19 protein-coding genes are annotated in these 18,213 nt (G+C 50.4%); 12 read left to right on the top strand and 7 right to left on the bottom strand.

Annotation, left to right across the window (positions count from 1 at the left end; translation table 11 throughout):
- Window positions 1–45: 45 nt before the first annotated feature.
- Window positions 46–3,168 carry a PVC-type heme-binding CxxCH protein gene (locus tag CRO74_RS24475; protein ID WP_097129790.1) on the top strand — a complete coding sequence of 1,041 codons (3,123 nt, stop codon included), beginning with the start codon at window positions 46–48 and terminating at the stop codon, window positions 3,166–3,168.
- Window positions 3,169–3,285: 117 nt separating this feature from the next.
- Window positions 3,286–4,254 (top strand): hydroxypyruvate isomerase family protein, encoded by a 969-nt coding sequence (locus CRO74_RS24480; RefSeq protein ID WP_097129792.1) that lies wholly within the window; start codon window positions 3,286–3,288, stop codon window positions 4,252–4,254.
- A gap of 139 nt (window positions 4,255–4,393) precedes the next feature.
- Here the strand turns inward: CRO74_RS24480 and CRO74_RS24485 are convergent, their stop codons facing one another.
- The 3 genes from CRO74_RS24485 to pnuC all read right to left on the bottom strand — a co-directional run bounded on the left by CRO74_RS24485 (window position 4,394) and on the right by pnuC (window position 6,102).
- The gene (locus CRO74_RS24485; RefSeq protein ID WP_097129793.1) at window positions 4,394–4,696 is read right to left on the bottom strand and encodes an isoamylase early set domain-containing protein; all 303 of its coding nucleotides are present in this window, start codon (window positions 4,694–4,696) and stop codon (window positions 4,394–4,396) included.
- Between the two features lie 190 nt (window positions 4,697–4,886).
- Window positions 4,887–5,297 carry a lipocalin-like domain-containing protein gene (locus CRO74_RS24490; protein ID WP_097129795.1) on the bottom strand — a complete coding sequence of 137 codons (411 nt, stop codon included), beginning with the start codon at window positions 5,295–5,297 and terminating at the stop codon, window positions 4,887–4,889.
- A gap of 136 nt (window positions 5,298–5,433) precedes the next feature.
- Window positions 5,434–6,102, bottom strand: coding sequence for a nicotinamide riboside transporter PnuC (gene pnuC / locus CRO74_RS24495; RefSeq protein WP_097129797.1), 669 nt, complete (start codon window positions 6,100–6,102; stop codon window positions 5,434–5,436).
- Between the two features lie 78 nt (window positions 6,103–6,180).
- On the opposite strand from pnuC, the gene CRO74_RS24500 reads away from it, so the two are divergent.
- Window positions 6,181–7,374: a Gfo/Idh/MocA family protein gene (locus CRO74_RS24500; protein ID WP_097129799.1), complete on the top strand. Its 1,194-nt coding sequence runs from the start codon at window positions 6,181–6,183 to the stop codon at window positions 7,372–7,374.
- 50 nt (window positions 7,375–7,424) lie between these two features.
- Here CRO74_RS24500 and CRO74_RS24505 read toward each other — a convergent pair whose 3' ends face one another.
- Window positions 7,425–7,892, bottom strand: a complete 468-nt coding sequence (locus CRO74_RS24505) for a Uma2 family endonuclease (RefSeq protein ID WP_097129801.1) — start codon at window positions 7,890–7,892, stop codon at window positions 7,425–7,427.
- A gap of 167 nt (window positions 7,893–8,059) precedes the next feature.
- Between CRO74_RS24505 and CRO74_RS24510 the strand changes: the two genes are divergently transcribed.
- The 4 genes from CRO74_RS24510 (at window position 8,060) to CRO74_RS24525 (ending at window position 10,929) form a co-directional block, all read left to right on the top strand.
- Window positions 8,060–8,842 (top strand): SDR family NAD(P)-dependent oxidoreductase, encoded by a 783-nt coding sequence (locus CRO74_RS24510; protein ID WP_097129802.1) that lies wholly within the window; start codon window positions 8,060–8,062, stop codon window positions 8,840–8,842.
- A 95-nt stretch (window positions 8,843–8,937) separates the two neighbouring features.
- Window positions 8,938–9,333 carry a GxxExxY protein gene (locus tag CRO74_RS24515; protein WP_097129804.1) on the top strand — a complete coding sequence of 132 codons (396 nt, stop codon included), beginning with the start codon at window positions 8,938–8,940 and terminating at the stop codon, window positions 9,331–9,333.
- 21 nt (window positions 9,334–9,354) lie between these two features.
- Complete coding sequence (locus tag CRO74_RS24520; protein WP_097129806.1) at window positions 9,355–9,858, top strand: GNAT family N-acetyltransferase; 504 nt, start codon at window positions 9,355–9,357, stop codon at window positions 9,856–9,858.
- Between the two features lie 42 nt (window positions 9,859–9,900).
- On the top strand, window positions 9,901–10,929 hold the full coding sequence (locus CRO74_RS24525; protein ID WP_097129811.1) for a methionine synthase: 1,029 nt from the start codon (window positions 9,901–9,903) through the stop codon (window positions 10,927–10,929).
- A 121-nt stretch (window positions 10,930–11,050) separates the two neighbouring features.
- Here the strand turns inward: CRO74_RS24525 and CRO74_RS24530 are convergent, their stop codons facing one another.
- Together CRO74_RS24530 and CRO74_RS24535 are read right to left on the bottom strand one after the other, a co-directional pair.
- Window positions 11,051–11,614 (bottom strand): acyl-CoA thioesterase, encoded by a 564-nt coding sequence (locus tag CRO74_RS24530; RefSeq protein ID WP_097129813.1) that lies wholly within the window; start codon window positions 11,612–11,614, stop codon window positions 11,051–11,053.
- A 185-nt stretch (window positions 11,615–11,799) separates the two neighbouring features.
- Window positions 11,800–12,126 carry a HesB/IscA family protein gene (locus tag CRO74_RS24535; protein ID WP_097129814.1) on the bottom strand — a complete coding sequence of 109 codons (327 nt, stop codon included), beginning with the start codon at window positions 12,124–12,126 and terminating at the stop codon, window positions 11,800–11,802.
- A gap of 148 nt (window positions 12,127–12,274) precedes the next feature.
- Between CRO74_RS24535 and mce the strand changes: the two genes are divergently transcribed.
- The 4 genes from mce (at window position 12,275) to CRO74_RS24555 (ending at window position 16,105) form a co-directional block, all read left to right on the top strand.
- Entirely contained in the window at window positions 12,275–12,682 is a 408-nt protein-coding gene (mce, locus tag CRO74_RS24540; protein ID WP_097129816.1) for a methylmalonyl-CoA epimerase, read from the top strand.
- 13 nt (window positions 12,683–12,695) lie between these two features.
- Window positions 12,696–14,351, top strand: a complete 1,656-nt coding sequence (locus CRO74_RS24545; protein ID WP_097129818.1) for a M1 family metallopeptidase — start codon at window positions 12,696–12,698, stop codon at window positions 14,349–14,351.
- 79 nt (window positions 14,352–14,430) lie between these two features.
- On the top strand, window positions 14,431–15,543 hold the full coding sequence (locus CRO74_RS24550; RefSeq protein ID WP_097129819.1) for an AAA family ATPase: 1,113 nt from the start codon (window positions 14,431–14,433) through the stop codon (window positions 15,541–15,543).
- A gap of 259 nt (window positions 15,544–15,802) precedes the next feature.
- The gene (locus CRO74_RS24555) at window positions 15,803–16,105 is read left to right on the top strand and encodes a hypothetical protein (protein WP_097129823.1); all 303 of its coding nucleotides are present in this window, start codon (window positions 15,803–15,805) and stop codon (window positions 16,103–16,105) included.
- A 67-nt stretch (window positions 16,106–16,172) separates the two neighbouring features.
- On the opposite strand, the gene CRO74_RS24560 is transcribed toward CRO74_RS24555, so the two are convergent.
- Complete coding sequence (locus tag CRO74_RS24560; protein WP_097129824.1) at window positions 16,173–16,580, bottom strand: T9SS type A sorting domain-containing protein; 408 nt, start codon at window positions 16,578–16,580, stop codon at window positions 16,173–16,175.
- A 244-nt stretch (window positions 16,581–16,824) separates the two neighbouring features.
- Here CRO74_RS24560 and CRO74_RS24565 point away from each other — a divergent pair, with 244 nt between their 5' ends.
- Window positions 16,825–18,201, top strand: coding sequence for a cystathionine beta-synthase (locus CRO74_RS24565; protein WP_097129826.1), 1,377 nt, complete (start codon window positions 16,825–16,827; stop codon window positions 18,199–18,201).
- The last annotated feature ends 12 nt before the right edge of the window (window positions 18,202–18,213 follow it).

An 18,213-nucleotide genomic window follows, 5' to 3' on the forward strand; every position in this document is an offset into this window, starting at 1 on the left:
CTCTCTAAATCAAACAGCTACTTACAGCTTAAGTAGATCATCTATATGAATCGATCAGTATTAGCGAAACGCTCGGCATTTACGCGCCGGGTAATTGCTCTGTCGGCCGCCGGATTAGTGGTTGGTGGAGCCTTTATTGGGGCTTATCAGAACAAGAACCTTAACGGGGCGTCAAATCCGTACCTGACGAGCCTGTTCGCCCAGTTAAGCGATGATGACAAGCACGACCCCAAATACGCGGTTGGTAGCTTAAACGTAGCAGCGGGCCTCGAAGCAACTCTGTTTGCCGCCGAGCCTATGCTGACTAACCCAACCGACATTGATGTCGATGCACGCGGGCGGGTCTGGGTTTGCGAAGCGTACAACTACCGGCCGGCGATCAACGGAAATCCGACCCGTAAGGAAGGCGACCGTATCGTCATCCTGGAAGATACCAATGGCGATGGTAAAGCTGATGTAACAAAGGTGTTTTATCAGGACCCTAGCATTGAATCACCCCTCGGTATCTGGGTGCAGGGCAACAAAGTCATCGTGTCCGACAGCCCGAACGTGTGGGTGCTAACCGATGAAAACGGCGACGATAAAGCCGACAAAAAAGAGCTTCTCTTTACCGGCATCGGTGGCGAACAGCACGACCACGGCATGCACACCTTCGTATTCGGCCCTGATGGAAAATGGTACTTCAACTTCGGTAACGCGGGCGAGCAACTTCTCGATAAGGACGGCAAACCGGTCATCGACATTGCTACGGGCAAAGCGATTAATAAGCAGAACTTCAAACAAGGCATGGTTTTCCGTTGCGACCCCGACGGAAAGAATGTAGAACTCCTCGGTCAGAACTTCCGCAATAACTACGAAGTGGCGGTCGATTCGTACGGTACGCTTTGGCAGTCGGATAACGACGACGACGGCAACAAAGGCGTTCGTATCAACTACGTCATGGAGTATGGCAACTACGGCTATACCGACGAGCTGACCGGCGCAGGCTGGCAGGCGAATCGGGAAAACATCGAACCCGAAATTCCACGGCGTCACTGGCACCTCAACGACCCCGGTGCTATGCCTAACCTGCTTCAGACGGGAGCCGGTTCGCCAACGGGTATGATCGTATATGAGGGAAATCTGCTCCCAGAAGTGTTCCGGAACCAGATGATTCACTGCGATGCCGGTCCGAATGTGGTACGGTCGTATCCGGTTCAGAAAGATGGCGCGGGTTACAAAGCTGAAATCGTGAACGTGCTGGAAGGTGCCCGCGATCAGTGGTTCCGGCCCGCCGATGTTTGCGTGGCTCCCGATGGCTCACTCATTATTGCCGACTGGTACGATCCCGGCGTGGGTGGACACCAGGCCGGTGACCAGAATCGGGGACGCGTGTACCGGGTGGCTCCGCCAAATTCGCCCTATAAAATGCCAAAAGTTGACGTAACAACCGTCGACGGCGCTATTGAAGCACTTCAAAGCCCAAACATGTCGATTCGGTATGCGGGCTGGCAGTCGCTGCGAACCATGGATAAGAAGGCGGAAAAGGCACTGGCGAAACTCTACAAAACGTCAGCTAACCCACGGATGCAGGCTCGCGCGTTGTGGTTGTTAAGCAAGCTGGACAAAGGTCAGAAATACATCGAAACGGCCCTGAAAAGCGATAATTCCGACATGCGGATTACGGCACTTCGGGCCGCTCGTGAGCTGAAAGGCGATATCACGCCGTACATCAAGCAATTGGTGAACGACCCCGAACCACAAGTTCGGCGGGAGTGCGCCATTGCGTTGCGGAAGAACCTGTCTACCGGGCCGCAATCGCCCGAAGCACCTGCTTTGTGGGCGCAATTGGCGAGTCAGTACGATGGCAAAGACCGTTGGTACTTAGAAGCCCTCGGTATTGGTGCCGATGGCAGTTGGGATACGTATTACACCGCCTGGGTGAAGCAAATGAACAACGACCCCCTCGCCAACGCCGGTGGACGTGACATTGTGTGGCGAGCCCGCACCAAGGAGTCGATACCAATGCTGGCCAAACTGGCGGGTGATCAGTCGGTGAATGTGAGCCAGCGGCTGCGCTACTTCCGGGCGTTTGATTTCAACCCCGCTGCGCTTGAAAAGTCAAATGCCTTGCTCGGCATCTTACAGGCAAACAGTAACTCGACCGACGTAACCAAGCTGGCTCTGCGTCACCTTGATCCGGATTTTGTTAAAAACTCTCCTGTAGCAACAACGGCACTCACCAAAGTAATGAACGATGTATATGGCACTCCCGAATACATTGATCTGGTCAGTCGTTACGAACCCACTTCCGAAAACGCCCGGCTGAAGCAGTTAGCCGTTCAAAAGGCGAGTGACGGTATGGGGCGTGATGCGGCCCGGCAATTATTGAAGCAAAAAGGCGCTTCAATGGCCTGGGAGGTGATTAACGGAAATGACGCCGATGCTGCCGCTAATATGCTGGTAGCCTTACGTCGGGTAGGAAATAAAGAATCCATCGACATGCTGAAGACCGTGGCGCTCGATGAAAAGAAACCGGCAACTTTACGTCGGGAAGCAACTCGTTCGCTGGGCGGTAGCTCGGAAGGGGCCGATCTGGTGGTGGCGCTGCTTAAATCCGGCGATATCAAAGGCGACTTCAAAAAGGCGGCTGTTCAGGGCGTAAGCAACGACTGGCGTAAAAGCATCCGGCAGCAAGCCGCCAGCTTTCTTGACGGTGGACAAAGCGCCGAAGGGAAAAAACTGCCTAATATTCAGGAGTTGATAGCTATGAACGGCGATGCCGCCCGAGGTGTATCGGTGTTCAAGAACAACTGTAACATCTGTCACCAGGTCAACGGAGAGGGCATGGACTTCGGGCCTAAGCTGTCGGAGATTGGTGCCAAATTGCCCAAAGAAGGTCAGTATTTGGCCATTCTGCACCCCGATGCCGGTATCAGTTTCGGCTATGAAGGCTGGGAAGTGAAGTTTAAAGACGGTAGCTCCATGGCCGGCATCGTGTCCAGCAAAACCGAAACCGACCTGCAAATGAAGTTTCCGGGGGGCGTGGTCCAGAATTACAAAATGGCCGACGTCGTTTCGATGAAGCAGATGGAAAACTCTATGATGCCATCCGGTTTACAGGAAGCCATGAGTACCAAAGATTTAGTGGATTTAGTAGAATATTTAGCCAGTTTAAAAAAGAAGTAGAACCGGGATTTACCTGATTTTTTTGACCGACTATGATTAAATTAATGGCTTTTCTGGAAAGCAAAAATCATAGTCAGTCAGAGAAATCATAAAAATCCCGGTTCAGATACCCTCCTTATGCAACGACGCAACTTTGTAAAATCAACTTTTGGTGTGGCTGGCTTAGGTGCGGCTGGCCTGGGCCTGACTGGTGCCGCCGTAACCGCCAGCGAATCTGTAGCCGGTAACTGGCATTCGCAGCCTTCGTTTCTGGCCAAGAACAATTTCAAACTGAAATATGCCCCGCACTTTGGCATGTTTGAAAACAGTGCGGGTAAAGACCCTATCGACCAGCTTAAATTCATGGCCGACCTGGGCTTTACGGCCTTGGAAGACAACGGCATGATGGGCCGGGAGCCCGCTCTGCAAAGCAAGATAGGGGAGGAGATGGCCCGTTTGGGCATGACAATGGGTGTATTCGTCCTCGACAAAGGCGGCAACTCGCAGAACACATTAGCCGCTGGCAAACAGGAGTTTGTTGATATTTTCCTGAACGGATGTCGCAAAGCCGTTGAAACCGCCAAGCGCTGCAACACGAAATTCACAACGGTGGTGCCGGGCGATTTCGAGCGGAATCTGCCCATTGGTATTCAGACGGGACACGTAATCGACGCGCTACGTCGGGGTGCCGACATTCTGGCGCCTGCCGGACTAACCATGGTGCTCGAACCCCTCAGCGATTCGCCGAACCTGTTCCTGCGCACGTCGGACCAGACCTACGAAATCTGCCGGGCGGTGAATAGTCCAGCCTGTAAAATTCTGTTCGATATTTACCACATGCAGAAGAACGAGGGGCACGTTATCCCTCATATTAACTGGTGCTGGAGCGAAATCGGGTACTTCCAGATTGGTGATAACCCCGGCCGTAACGAGCCAACAACGGGTGAGATCAATTACAAGAATATCTTCAAGCACATCTACCAAAAGCAAAAAGCCGAGGGTAAGGAGTTTATCTTCGGCATGGAACACGGCAAGTCGCAGAAAGGGAAAGAAGGCGAAGTCGCCCTGGTCAAAGCCTACGTAGAATCGGATAGCTTTACGGTGTAATACCGAGCGTTGGCCCGGCGAGCGTCCCGCTCGGGCGTTTTGAGTAAGCAATTCGCCCGAGCGGGACGGTCGGTACTATGAAAAAAGGGGAATCTGACTGTTTAGCCGGATTCCCCTTTTTTGTAATCAAATGTCTTTGTTAAAGAACAACTACCGAGTTCTCGTCGTATGAAACACCGCTAGGAACGTATTTGTCAGCGGTCGAATCATTTGTCCATGTTGTACCATCCAAAACGTAACGGAATTGATATTCGCCACCAACGGGCAGTTCTACCGTCGTTTTGTAAGAACCATCTTTCTGTTTCTTCAGGGCCTGGGCATCCCAGCCATTGAATTCACCGGCCAGAGCGACCGTTTTAGCACCGTTGACGGCTTCGGCCGACAACTCAAATGTAACTTTCGCAAGAGGCTTGCTTTTGAGGAATTGTTTGGCAACTGCCATAGAGGTTCACTGTTTGGTTTTCAGTGTAAAGTTATAGTACAAAATTAGTAATATTATAATTATCAGTAGGTTAACTAGCTATATTCTTATTTTTATTATAATTTATACCTCTTGTCTTATACTTGTCTGTCTAAAAATCGTACTAATTTCATATACTTGCCCGGCTCATTGATGGACAGTGGACAAGTACCTACCGTTTACTAAAAACATACTCGCTTGTACCAGATGGGTTGAGAATTAACTGACTATTGGTTACAGATACCATCCTTATTAACTGCCCATTGATAGACGACATACAAACAGCCCTGATTCGTAAGCTATCTCCTTCGATGGTGAAACTGCCACCGCCACATCCCAGAAAACTGTATTCAATCGGCTTTGTATTCTGGTAAGATTCGTTGAACTGCCCCCTATTATCAAAACTGATGAATACGCCTTTGTCAGCAGGTACAGTTATTGGTGTACAGGTTGAACTACTCGTTGGTTTGCAGTAGCTGATCAACTGCCATGTACCTACCAGCCCATTCGGTAATAGCCCACTGTCAGACTGCGAACAGGATAACGTGGCAAAGGTGACGAGCAGAAGTATAAGGTGTTTCATTGGAGATATTCAGCCAGTTTATACACTAGACCCCTGTCGGTCAATATTGGTTGTAGTGTACTCATATGTAGCTGGACGGCCACGTCCGGGAGTAATAAGTAATCAGCTATGATTTACCCGGACGTAGCCATCCAGGCTACGTGGGCTGTACTGGGTAGCTTCGGTATTCGCGCCACCAAAACCAGGCACCCTGAAAGGCGATCAGGCAAAAAACGGCGTACTCGACTCCCACCAGCTTTACTCCTTTCGTGAAATACATGTAAGTACTGATGATGTCGACGAGCAGCCATACCCACCAGCATTCCAGCTTTTTATGAATCATCATAAACGTACCAATGATGCTCATGACCGTGGTGAACGAATCCAGATACGGAAACGCACTGGGCTGGTTGAACAGCACCGGAAACCAGATATGAAGGTTCTGCGCGAAGGTGCCCAGCATAGCGGTAGCCACCAGCCCGCCAAGGAGTGTCAGAACAAGTGGGCGACCAAGTAGTCGCGTAATGCGAAGTTCATTGCGGCTGTCGGCTTCCTGGGCTTTGGGGTGTGTCCAGCGCCACCAGCCGTGCAGGTTGGTGATGAAGAAAAACACCTGCAAAAACATATCGGGGTAAAGCTGAATCTGGTAGAACAGAAAGAAGAACAGCAGCACACTGGCTGCGCCGATGGGCCAGCTCCACACGTTCGCTTTAGCCGCCAGCCAGGTAGCCACCGCTCCCGATGCCGCCCCGAAGAATTCGAGGTAGCTCATGGGGTAGTCCCATAGCGTAAAGAAGATGGTATGGATGTCGAAAAAATCGGCCATGGGTAAAAATAAACGGTGGGGGTTCTTTACTTTAACGCCACGAAAGTACGGATTAACCCTTTACCTAAATCGTTACTTATGCAACGTATTGCCATGCTTGGGGGCGGCTTCATTGGCCGCTTCTACGCCGAATCCATCCACGGCCAGCGCAGCCGCGACAAAGTAGTCGCCATTTATGCCCGCCGGGAAGAAACTGCCCAAAAATTTGCGACCGATTACGGCTGCGATTTCGCTTCGACCAACATGGAAGAAGTCATTGCCCACCCCGACGTCGATATGGTGTGTATCGCTCTGCCGAATAACATCCATGAAACGGCGGTCAACCTGTGTGCGAAACACAAAAAATCGGTGGTGTGTACCAAGCCGCTCGGCCGCAATGCTGAGGAAGCCCTGCGGATGATGCAGACGGTTGAGGAAGCCGGAATTTTTGCGGGTTATCTGGAAGACTTATGCTACACGCCAAAGTTCTTAAAATCGCTGGAAAGCGTTAAAAGCGGGGCGTTGGGCCGTATTCTTTGGGCAAAGTCCCGCGAAACGCACCCCGGTCCGCACTCCGACTGGTTCTGGGACAAAGAACAGGCCGGGGGCGGCTGTATGCTCGATCTGGGTTGCCATTGCGTGGAGATTTCCCGGAATTTTATCGGTAAAGATGTACGGCCGGTTGAGGTGATGTGCTGGGCCGCCACGCAGGTGAAACCCATCGACGCCGAAGACCACGCCATTGCACTGGTGAAGTACGAGAACGGGGCCATCGGGCAGTTTGAAGTGAGCTGGACCTTCCGGGGCGGTATGGACCTCCGCGACGAAGTGATGGGCACTGAAGGCACAATCTGGATCAACAACTTCCTGAGAACAGGCTTCGAGATGTTTACCACGGGCAAAGGTGCCGACTACGTAGCCGAAAAAGCCGAATCCAACACGGGCTGGCTATTCCCCGTTGGCGACGAGGTGAACGACCTGGGTTACAATCACATGTTTACCGACATGTTCAAGTCGCAGGAAGAAGGCCGCGACCCCGCCGAAACGTTTTATGATGGCTATATCGTAAACGCGGTGCTGGATGCAGCTTATAAATCAGCCGAAACGAAGCAATGGGAACCGGTGAATCTGCCCGTCTGGCGCGGTCAGGAGGGGCTTAAACCCGAATCGACCCTGGTCGAGTACGACGCTGATCATTACCTCATCAAGCAGGAAATGACCCACGACGGCCGGAATAAGGTGATCTTGAAAGAGAAAGCCAGCGGTAAGATTATTGAGCGGGATATAGTGTAACAGGCCAACAAGGCGTGGGTCATGGACTCACGCTTCTTTTTGCTGGACACTTACTTAAATAAATACCCCAGATCTATCTCCATACCTGTAATCGGGTCTTTCATAATCCCATTCGACCAAGTTTGAATAGAGCCGTCAGGCAGTATTGCCTGTGTAATGCGTAGTGTAGGAATTATTAACCAGACAACCTGAACGCCCGCCGGGAAATATTGACTCATCGCTTTATCGGTTAAATCGGTAACGGCTTGCTTAGGCGAAAGTACTTCAACAGCAATTATTGGCGGCTGGGTATAATAGATAATGTCGTTGAACCAGTCGGATGGGAGATTTTTGTAAATAGCTACATCCGGCTTGCACTTACCTGTCGATAACTCAAGCTCTAATTCTGGAAAAACGTCGTATTCATCGTCATAGCGATCTAAGGCTACGCCAACACGATTGATAATACGGGAGTGATTCAATGACATAATGTCCTCTGAGTGGTATTCTTCTAAGAACTCTACCCGATTCGTCTCCATAGCGACTTGAGTTTTTACCAAAGATAAGCAAAAAGGGTAATTTTGAGCGGGATCAGAGGCTTCTATTAGACAGACGCTTATCCAAGGCATTGGTAACGAATATCTGAGGCTTTAGGGAAGTTCGTTTCTTACTATACAACTAATCAATCTGTATACTTATACGTTTTATGTGGTTGGAATCTAAAAAAATTGTGGTGGTGGGTGGCACTACCGGAATGGGCTTGTCGGCGGCACTGGCGTTTGTTCGGGAAGGGGCACAGGTCGTTGTAGTGGGGCGTAATCCGGAAAGCTGTACAACGGCGGAGAAACAACTGGATGGCAACGGGCTGGCCATGTCTGGCGATGCCTCCGACCCGCAAACGTCCCCCCAAGCCATTGCTCTCTGTCAGCAGATTTTCGGAGGGTTCGATGGTCTGTATCACGTAGCTGGTGGCAGCGGCCGACGCTTTGGCGATGGCCCCCTACACGACATTACGCTCGAAGGCTGGAATTATACCGTGAACCTTAACCTGACGTCGATGATGCTGTCGAATCAGGCAGCGGTGCGGGCGTTTCGAGCGCAGGGTGGGGGTGGCGTTATCCTCAACATGGGTTCGGTACTGGGGTCGCGGCCCTCACCGGCGTATTTTGGCACCCATGCCTATGCAGCCATGAAATCGGCGGTAATTGGCTTTAGTAAATCGGTGGCGGCTTACTATGCGAACGACAATATCCGTGTCAATGTGATTGCCCCGGCCCTGGTCGAAACCCCCATGGCCCAGCGTGCCACTAAAGACGATACGATCATGGCTTTCACGAAAACCAAACAGCCGCTCGATGGCGGGCGTATTGGTCAGCCGGACGACCTCGACGGGGCCGCCGTCTATTTCATGTCCGACTATTCGGCCTTCACCACCGGGCAGGTACTCACCGTCGATGGCGGCTGGAGTGTAAGCGAAGGGCAGATTTGAACGTTGCCGATTGGCCTGATAGGAACGCGGATTGAACAGATTGAACGGATAAAAACGGACAAAATCTTTATTATTGCCTGTAACTATTTGCCACCATGTACTTACTACAAAAAGACTTAACCGAGGTAATCATCAAATCTTATTATCAGGTTTATAACACGCTCGGATTTGGCTTCCTTGAGAAGGTTTATGAAAATGCCTTATTGATGGAGTTGCGAAACCGTGGGTATAAAGCCATTGGCCAGCAGCAAATAAAAGTATACTATCACGGAGTAGAAGTAGGTAACTACTTTGCTGACTTGATTGTAAACGATGCCGTAATTATAGAATTAAAGGCGGCTGAAACTATTATTGCAGAACATGAACAGCAGTTACTCAATTACCTTAAGGCAACTCAGATAGAAGTTGGCTTGCTTTTGAACTTCGGTAAAAAGCCTGAATTCAGACGTAGAGTATTTGAAAATCAGTTTAAATCAGTTCCATCCGTTTAATCCGCGTTCCCATCAAACGTCATGATTGAAACGCCCCGCCTGACGATCATTCCCCTAACGCTCGACCAGCTTCGGCTCCACTTGGCCAACAAGTACGAATTAGAGCAAACGATGGGCCTGAAAAAAGGCTACCGGGAAGTTGTTGACCCGGTTCGAAGTATCGTCGTTTATTTCACGATCCCTCGTTTGCAGGACCCCACGCTCGACCCACTTTATCATACGTTGTGGCTGGCCACCGACCGGGAGAAAAAGCTGTTTGTGGCCGAAGCCAAATTCAAAGGAGAGCCCGATGAAACGGGAACCATCGAAATTGGCTACGGCACGTATCCCGGCGTGCATCGCAAGGGATACATGACCGAAATGGTTGGCGGGATGGTGAACTGGGCACTTCAGCAACCCGGCGTTCTGCGGGTAGTGGCGGATACAACGGCAGAAAACGTAGCGTCGCAGAAAGTGCTCGAAAAAAATGGCTTTCATTTGTTCGACCAGATTGAAGACATGCTCTGGTGGGAGATTAGTAAATAAACCGGTACGCCGTCTTTTTTGAGCTAACAAACCCCTACCATTTTGCAACCCGTACCCATCAAAACCACGGTTGTCGGCTCGATGCCGTTTCCCGGCTGGCTCGAATTTTCCAGCCAGAACCTGTCCCAGTTCGGCCCGGCCGACATCAATGAAATGATTGAAGACGCGGTCGTTACTTCGGTCCATGATCAGGTTGCCGCCGGACTGGACGTCATCACCGATGGCGAACAAACCCGCTTCGACTTCAATCTGTCGTTCTACGGCTATATCAATGGCATTCAGAACAACGACACGGAACTCCGGCGTTACGGGCCACCGGCTCACGACCAGCGGGGAAAACACAATATTATTGAACCCCTCACTGCCCCGAAAGGCTTGGGCGTGGTGGAGGAATACCTTCGTTTGAAGCGCCTGGCTCCTGAAGGACAGGGCTTGAAGGTATCCATTCCGGGGCCGTATACACTCAGCGGTCGGTTGTTGCCCGGTAGCCTGTATAAAGATCGCTGGGAGGTCACGGAGGCTTTATTGCCCCTCGTGAATAAAGAAATCGCGGATCTGGTCGCGCTGGGCGTACCGGAAATCTGCGTCGATGAGCCATCCATGTCGTGTTATGCGTACCGCGAAGACACCAAACGGTTTGTCGATATCTTCAACCGGACGGTAGCGCCCGGTGTGGGCAAAACGCGCCTGTCGATGCACCTCTGCTTTGGGAATTACAAAGGCCGGTCGGTGGGTAAAAAGAGCATTGCGCCCATGCTCCCCGATTTTCTGGACATGACCGTCGATGAGTTGCATTCAGAAATGACCATTCTCAACTTCTCGGAAGTGAACCTGCTGGCCCGCTTCGCCGAGAAGTTCGACGTGGCGGTGGGGGTCATCGACGTGAAAAGTTATTACATCGAAACCCCCGAAGACGTAGCCGAACGCATTCGCAAATGCCTCCCCTACGTTCCCGCCGAAAAGCTAGCCGTCGCCCCAGACTGTGGCCTGAGCCAAACCGCTCGCTGGGCCGCCAAACAAAAACTGGCCAATATGGTGGCAGGGGCGAAGATTGTAAGGGGGGAGGTCTGAACCGCATGGGCGACCCCGCAGGATTTATTTGATTTTTTTGATTGATATGACTGGTGAAAAGGAAAGCAAGTAGACTATACGGGTGTATGGTAAGGCAAAAGTCAAGCTAATCAAACAAATCCTATAAATCCAGGTTCAGACCATCCGCCAGCTTACACCGCTCCTTCACTAATTGGCCGATGTTTTCGTGAAGCAGCATGCGCGTTCGGGCGTTGTCGAAGTGTTCGCTGTAGGATGCCCGAAGTTCTTTGCGTTTCATCGCTTCCAGAAAACGCCGAATATCATCGACGGTTTCGAGGAGGAGGGGCGGTACTTCGGTAGGGCGTTCGTTATCGTCTTTCGCGACCATGGTGAAGTAGGAAGTATTTGTGTGCTTTACGGTTCCGGATTTCACATTCTCGGCAATGACTTTAATGCCCACCACTAGCGACGTACGGCCCACATAATTCACGGAAGCCATCAGCGAAACCAATTCGCCGACTTCCACCGGCTGACGAAAATTAACGCCATCGACGGATACCGTTACGCAATACTGGCCCGCGTGTTTGGCCGCACAGGCGTAGGCAACTTTATCCATCAGCGACAGTAGGATGCCTCCATGCACGTGCCCTCCAAAATTGGCATAGGATGGAATCATCAACTCAGTAAGTGTTGTCTGGGAATAGCGAACGGGCTTGGCTGTCATCTGAATTGCACCGGCAACCCGGCGGGAGTTAGTTGATTTGTACGATTTTTGAGATTTTGCCAGAAGATGCTGAGTAAAGAAAAAATATTTTAATCTTGAAAGGTACAAAAATGAAGAAGCCACCCTTGTTTTGGAGTGGCTTCTTCAAAAATCAAGCTAATCAAATAAATCCTATAAATCCAGGTTCAGACGGCAAAGCTTTCCCCACAACCACAAGTCCGGGTTGCATTGGGGTTTTTGAACTGGAAGCCTTTCCCGTTCAGGCCGTCGGAGAAATCGAGTTCAGTACCGGCCAGATACAGTAAACTTTTGCGGTCTACCAAAATCTTGATGCCTTTATCTTCAACAAGATGGTCGGTTGGTTGCTGGGTCGCGTCGAATTGAAGGTCGTACATCAACCCTGAACAGCCCCCACCTTCAACTGCTACCCGGATGGCCGTATCTTCAGCAAGACCGTCTTTAAGACGGAGTTCAACAATCTTATTTTTGGCGATATCAGAAACCGTAACCATAGTTGTAATCGAATCAATGTTGAGGCATATCAATGCTTTCTCTATAACTTTCGGCCAAACGGAAAAGTTCTTGTTACGTACCCGACAGCTTCTAGCTGTCGGTTGGCTCTTAACACCGACAGCCAGAGGCTGTCGGGTACAAACAACTATGCTAACCAACGTCGAACACATCGGCATTGCCGTCCGCGATCTGGCGGCATCGAATGAGTTATTTGCCAAACTGCTGGACGTTCAGCCCTACAAAGCCGAAACGGTGGCATCGGAAGGGGTCTCTACATCGTTCTTCAAGGTAAACCAGACCAAGATCGAACTGCTTGAAGCGACAAATCCGGAGAGCCCGATTGCAAAATTTCTGGAGAAAAAAGGGGAAGGAGTTCACCACATCGCCTTTGAAGTAGATGATATATTGGCTGAGATTGACCGATTGAAAGCCGAAGGGTTTACCGTGTTGAACGAGGTGCCCAAACGGGGCGCCGATAATAAATTAGTATGTTTCCTGCATCCCAAAGGCACAAACGGCGTTTTGGTTGAATTGTGTCAGGAGATAAAGGAATAATGAGTACGACAGAATGAAAGAAGGGAAAAGAGGATTTTTAGCCGGGCTACTGCTACTGATAGCCACCACCGTCACGCACGCTCAGTTAGCCAGCGGCTACGCAGCCCGTTATACGCAACCCGGCGTCGATGTACAGAACTACGCTTTTTCGCTCATGCTGAGCGACTCAACGAACCAGATCAAAGGCGAAACCACCATCCGGTTCACCCGCGCCGACGACCGGCAAACGGTCTGGTTCGACCTCATAAGCCCGCGCGACTCATCGGAAACGGGCATGCGTGTACGTTCGGTGAGCTTATCGGATGGGAAACCGGCTCCGTTCAGCCAGCGTAATGACCGCGTCTTTATCAACCTGCCAGCCGCGCCCAACCAGGCAACGGAGGTGGCGATCAGATACGATGGGACACCCGCCCGTGGGCTCATTATCAGCCAGAATAAATTTGGTGAACGAACCTTCTTCGGCGACAACTGGCCCAACAACGCCCGAAACTACCTGCCCGTAGTCGATCACCCGTCCGACAAAGCAACCTGTTCGTTTACCGTCAACGCCCCTGCCACCTATCGCATCATCTCCAACGGCAAGCTTCAGAGTGAAAGCAGTTTGCCCGGTGGCCGCAAACTGACGCGCTGGCAGGAGAATACGCCCATTCCCACGAAGGTGATGGTGATTGGTGCGGCCCGGTTCGCGGTTGAAGAGGTTGGCTCGGCAGGTGGGGTGCCCGTGCAAAGCTGGCTCTACCCCAACGACAGCCAGAAGGGGTTTGTCGATTATCGGCCAGCCAAAGAGATTTTGCAGTATTTCGTAGATAAAGTTGGGCCGTATTCGTACGAGAAGCTCGCCAATGTGGAGTCGACCACGATTTTTGGCGGGATGGAAAATGCCAGTTGTATTTTCTACAATGAGAAAATCATTGTCGGCAAGAAAGACTCTGACGTGGAAGCTTTGCTGGCGCACGAAATCGCGCACCAATGGTTTGGCAACTCCGCTACCGAAGCCGACTGGTCGCAGTTGTGGCTGAGCGAGGGGTTTGCTACTTATTTCTCGGCCCTTTACCTCGAACATGCGTATGGGAAAGACACGCTCAACGCCGTCATGAACCAGAATAAAGGCCAGATTTTCCGATTCTCGGCCCTGAAACCTAAAGGCACGATTGTCGACTCAACGGCGAGCAATTTAATGGATTTACTCAACCCGAACTCGTACCAGAAAGGTGGCTGGGTGCTGCACATGCTGCGTCACGAACTTGGCGACGATCTGTTCTGGAAAGGCATTCGGGCGTATTACGAGAAGTACCGCAATGCCAACGCCCAGTCCAGCGATTTGCAGGCCGTGATGGAAAATGTTTCGGGCAAGAAACTCGGTCCCTTTTTCCAGCAATGGTTGTATCAGCCCGGCTACCCCGAGATTGTCTGGGGTTCACAATACGATGCGGCTAAGAAGGCGCTGGTGATCGACGTTCGGCAGGCGCAGCGGTCGGGCGCGGTTTTTGTGATACCGCTCACGTTCAGCATCCGGGGGGCCAACGGACGCGAAATCAGCCGCACCGCCCGCCTAACCATGACCGGGCAAAACCAAACATTCACCGTGCCGCTGGCCACCAAACCGGCCTCCGTAACCATCGATCCCGACAATACCGTCCTGATGCGGGCTGTCGAAATGGGTAAGTAAATTAGTACCTTGTGTACCAAACAGCCTCTGGCTATTTACGACAAACAGCCAGAGGCTGTTTGGTACAATCATACAAACCATGCTCAAGCGCGTATCTATCCAGAATTTCAAGAGCCTGAAAGACGTCACGCTCGATCTTCAGAAAGTGAATTTGCTTATCGGGCCTAATAACTCGGGCAAGACGAATTTTTTGAAGGCGCTGGAGTACTTCAACCAGAGAGTTTTGCAGAGAACTTATAATGACAGTCAGGAAAGAAACTTTAGATACAAGCGTTCTACAGACTACTTATCTATTGGATTAACTTTTCAGGGAAATGATGAAGAGTTGCAATTTCTTCATAAGATGAATTTTTTGGAGTCGCCTGATCGGAATGAAGTTCAATCATCTCAAATCAATAGTAGGAAAGGAATTATACTTAATAAAAATGAGGACGGCTATCCTAATGCCGAGTTTTTACGCCGAGAGCTTAATTCGTTAAGCATTTACCGGCCTGACCCTAATAAACTTACTCAACCTGGTCCTGTAGGTACCGGCGCAGAGATAGTTAATTCAGATTCATCAAATCTGATCGGGTTTTTAGACAGAATGCTGGGTAATAAATACAGAAAATCTGTTTTCAATCGCATCGAAACTGATTTACAGACCTGCGTTCCTGAATTTGATGAGATTAATATCGATGACGAATCCCCAACGGAAGAGATGAAGCGACTCTTTCCAAATAATTCGTTCAAGCGGCTTGGTCTAACCAACAGTGAGCAAGGAGTAACCTATTGGGCTGATGAACTCTCTGAAGGTACACTTTACTTTCTAGCCCTCCTCTGCATTATTAACCAGCCCAATCCCCCCAAACTTTTGCTTCTTGAAGAACCTGAAAAGGGAATTCATCCACGGCGGATTCGAGAGGTGATGAACTTCATCCGTCGGTTGGTTGCTGAAAAAGACATTCAGGTTATCATGACAACGCATAGTCCATTGTTGCTGGATGAGTTTGCCGAATCGCCTGAAAGCGTATTTGTCTTCGATAAGGATGCTGAAGGCGCAACAATCGTGAACAATCTACTGCGTGATGTAATTGAGCCCGCAAATCAGAAAAATGCTGAATTAGGCATACCGCCCGTCCATTACACAGATGCATTGGGTGAATACTGGACAATTGGATTTTTAGGTGGCGTACCGCATGAAACAGCTTAAATATGGTTTTTATGGCGAGGATGACGCCCATAAAATATTCCTTTAGAACTACCTTAGCCACTTTGTTGAAACTGTCTTTTTTGAGAAAGATGAAGCCTTTTGTGAGAAGTTTAGAGCTAACAACAGGAAACAAGTTGACACGAAATTTGCCATTGTAGCAAGAACTGGCCTAGGATGGTATCAGCATGAGGTATTTTTCGTTGTACGAGATGTTGATAGTTTACATCCATCAGAGTTTGATGAACGGTACAGCCATTTTGTGAAGGAAAAGATTGACAAACTTTTGATCGCGCTCCCTGTACAGTGCATTGAACATTGGCTCTGGTACTTGAAACACAAGAAAGACAATCCGGCTTTGACGAAAAATATTTCGCTTGAGTCTCAACCGCGCAAAAAGGTAAAGTTTATTTTATATGGGTATGAAGACCCGCCCAACGAGATATCAAACCCCATAGTTGATGGACTGTCGAAAAATTTCGACGCTTCCTGGCTAGAGCAACGTTCCGAAAGTTTCAAGCATTTTCATAGTCAGGTCAAAGCCTTTATCGATAAACAGGTTTAAGTTTCTCCCCAAACACACAAAACGCCACGACCTCACGACCGTGGCGCTTTGTATAAATACCCCTTGTTTAGTTCAACGCAATCGTGCGAGTTACTGATTTATACGACGGGGTCGCCAGGGTAACGGAATGCTCCGATACATCGCTGCCAGACATAATCTCAATCGTATAGGTGCCATCTTTCAAGTCCGATATGTCGAACAGGAAATGAAAATTGCCCTGCTTTTTACCGATTGACAGCTTCTCTAACACCGCGCCGTCTGTCGACTTAAATGACACACTCATGAGTTGACCCGGCGTCCGCTCAACGTATACGTTTAGTTTTGACGGGATTGTCGATGGGAAAATGGCGGCTTTATACGAGTTCGTCGTAACGATCGAACTACCCGTTGATATTGGGTTAGCGCTTTCGGCAGTAGCAAGGGTGGCAGTACTTAAAAGCAGCGCCGTGAGTAAAGATTGAGCTAATGTTTTCATGATGTTTATGTATTTGTTGTTGGTTATAAAAGAAGAACAGGTCAAAAGTAAAGTGCTTTAAACTCCTCATAGATAGGTCATTGACTGAACACGCGAAAACGTAGGCTGAACTGGTAGAAACAGGCAACGAATTGCGAAGAAGCAACCGCAACGTTAGGGAGTGGTCAAACGAACGGTGGGCTTCCGGCGTTTAATGATAAACCACAGAACGAACATAAGTCGGCCGGAATGGCCCTTCGCCAACATGAACTATTATAACTCCATCATCGACACCATTGGCAATACGCCCCTGGTGAAACTCAATAAAGTCACCAAGGGAATTCGGGGAACGATACTGGCGAAGGTCGAGTATTTTAATCCCGGCAACTCGGTAAAAGACCGGATTGCCGTGCGCATGATCGACGATGCCGAAGCACGGGGTGTTCTCAAGCCCGGCGGCACTATCATCGAAGGCACCAGCGGCAATACCGGTATGGGTCTGGCGCTGGCGGCTATCGGGAAAGGCTACAAATGCATTTTCACCATGGCCGACAAGCAGTCGCAGGAGAAGATTGACATTTTGCGGGCGGTGGGTGCCGAGGTCGTGGTATGCCCCACGAACGTAGCCCCCGATGATCCGCGCTCGTATTACTCCGTTGCGAAGAAGTTGAACCGCGATATTCCCAATTCGCTTTACCCGAATCAGTACGATAACCCCGCCAATACGGCCGCCCACTACGAAACCACCGGCCCCGAAATCTGGCGCGATACCGATGGCAAGATCACGCACTTTGCCGCTGGCGTCGGTACGGGTGGTACCATCTGCGGAACGTCGAAATTTCTGAAAGAGCAGAATCCCAATATCGTTTCGCTGGGGCTGGATACCTACGGCTCGGTCTTCAAAAAATATAAAGAAACCGGCCAGTTCGATGAGGGCGAGATCTATCCCTACCTCACCGAAGGCATTGGCGAAGATATTCTGCCGCAGAACGTAGACTTCAGCGTGATCGACTTTTTCGAGAAGGTGACCGATAAAGATGCGGCCATCATGACCCGGCGACTAGCGCGCGAAGAGGGCCTGTTTGTGGGCTGGTCGTGTGGTACTGCCGTGCATGGCGCGCTGGAATGGGCCAAGCAGCACCTTACTGACGACGATGTTATGGTGATTCTATTGCCCGATCACGGTACGCGCTACCTCGCCAAAATTTACAATGATACCTGGATGAAAGACCACGGTTTTCTGGAAGACCGCGCCTTCAAAACTGCCCGTGACATTGTTCATCACAAAACGGGTCAGTCCCAACTAACCACTATAGGTATGGGTGTATCGGTGAGTCAGGCGATACAGATATTGAACCGTTACGGTATTTCGCAGATTCCGGTTACGGACGAGAATGGCCACATCGTTGGTAGCCTCACCGATTCGACCGTGCTGAACCGCCTGATCGACGACCCTGCGGTGAAAGATCACCCCGTAAGTGAGGTGATGGACAAACCATTCAAGTTCGTCGGCCTAGATAATACCATCGACGCTCTGTCGTCCTTAATCGACCGCGACAACAAAGCCTTGCTGGTCCGCGACGAGCGCGAGCAGGTTCACATCATCACACAAGCGGATTTGCTGGCCGCAATGACGAATTGATGTAGAGACGCA

The sequence above is a fragment of the Spirosoma fluviale genome (genome assembly GCF_900230225.1).
In the GTDB taxonomy this organism is placed as follows: Bacteria; Bacteroidota; Bacteroidia; order Cytophagales; family Spirosomataceae; genus Spirosoma; species Spirosoma fluviale.

Coding starts and splice junctions, on each gene's coding strand:
- CRO74_RS24560 (WP_097129824.1), bottom strand. CDS start 16,580: ATGAAAACATTAGCTCAATCTTTACTCACGGCGCTGCTTTTAAGTACT.
- CRO74_RS24520 (WP_097129806.1), top strand. CDS start 9,355: ATGATTGAAACGCCCCGCCTGACGATCATTCCCCTAACGCTCGACCAG.
- CRO74_RS24530 (WP_097129813.1), bottom strand. CDS start 11,614: ATGACAGCCAAGCCCGTTCGCTATTCCCAGACAACACTTACTGAGTTG.
- CRO74_RS24475 (WP_097129790.1), top strand. CDS start 46: ATGAATCGATCAGTATTAGCGAAACGCTCGGCATTTACGCGCCGGGTA.
- CRO74_RS24480 (WP_097129792.1), top strand. CDS start 3,286: ATGCAACGACGCAACTTTGTAAAATCAACTTTTGGTGTGGCTGGCTTA.
- CRO74_RS24500 (WP_097129799.1), top strand. CDS start 6,181: ATGCAACGTATTGCCATGCTTGGGGGCGGCTTCATTGGCCGCTTCTAC.
- pnuC (WP_097129797.1), bottom strand. CDS start 6,102: ATGGCCGATTTTTTCGACATCCATACCATCTTCTTTACGCTATGGGAC.
- CRO74_RS24485 (WP_097129793.1), bottom strand. CDS start 4,696: ATGGCAGTTGCCAAACAATTCCTCAAAAGCAAGCCTCTTGCGAAAGTT.
- CRO74_RS24535 (WP_097129814.1), bottom strand. CDS start 12,126: ATGGTTACGGTTTCTGATATCGCCAAAAATAAGATTGTTGAACTCCGT.
- CRO74_RS24565 (WP_097129826.1), top strand. CDS start 16,825: ATGAACTATTATAACTCCATCATCGACACCATTGGCAATACGCCCCTG.
- CRO74_RS24490 (WP_097129795.1), bottom strand. CDS start 5,297: ATGAAACACCTTATACTTCTGCTCGTCACCTTTGCCACGTTATCCTGT.
- CRO74_RS24505 (WP_097129801.1), bottom strand. CDS start 7,892: ATGGAGACGAATCGGGTAGAGTTCTTAGAAGAATACCACTCAGAGGAC.
- CRO74_RS24550 (WP_097129819.1), top strand. CDS start 14,431: ATGCTCAAGCGCGTATCTATCCAGAATTTCAAGAGCCTGAAAGACGTC.
- CRO74_RS24515 (WP_097129804.1), top strand. CDS start 8,938: ATGTACTTACTACAAAAAGACTTAACCGAGGTAATCATCAAATCTTAT.
- mce (WP_097129816.1), top strand. CDS start 12,275: ATGCTAACCAACGTCGAACACATCGGCATTGCCGTCCGCGATCTGGCG.
- CRO74_RS24510 (WP_097129802.1), top strand. CDS start 8,060: ATGTGGTTGGAATCTAAAAAAATTGTGGTGGTGGGTGGCACTACCGGA.
- CRO74_RS24545 (WP_097129818.1), top strand. CDS start 12,696: ATGAAAGAAGGGAAAAGAGGATTTTTAGCCGGGCTACTGCTACTGATA.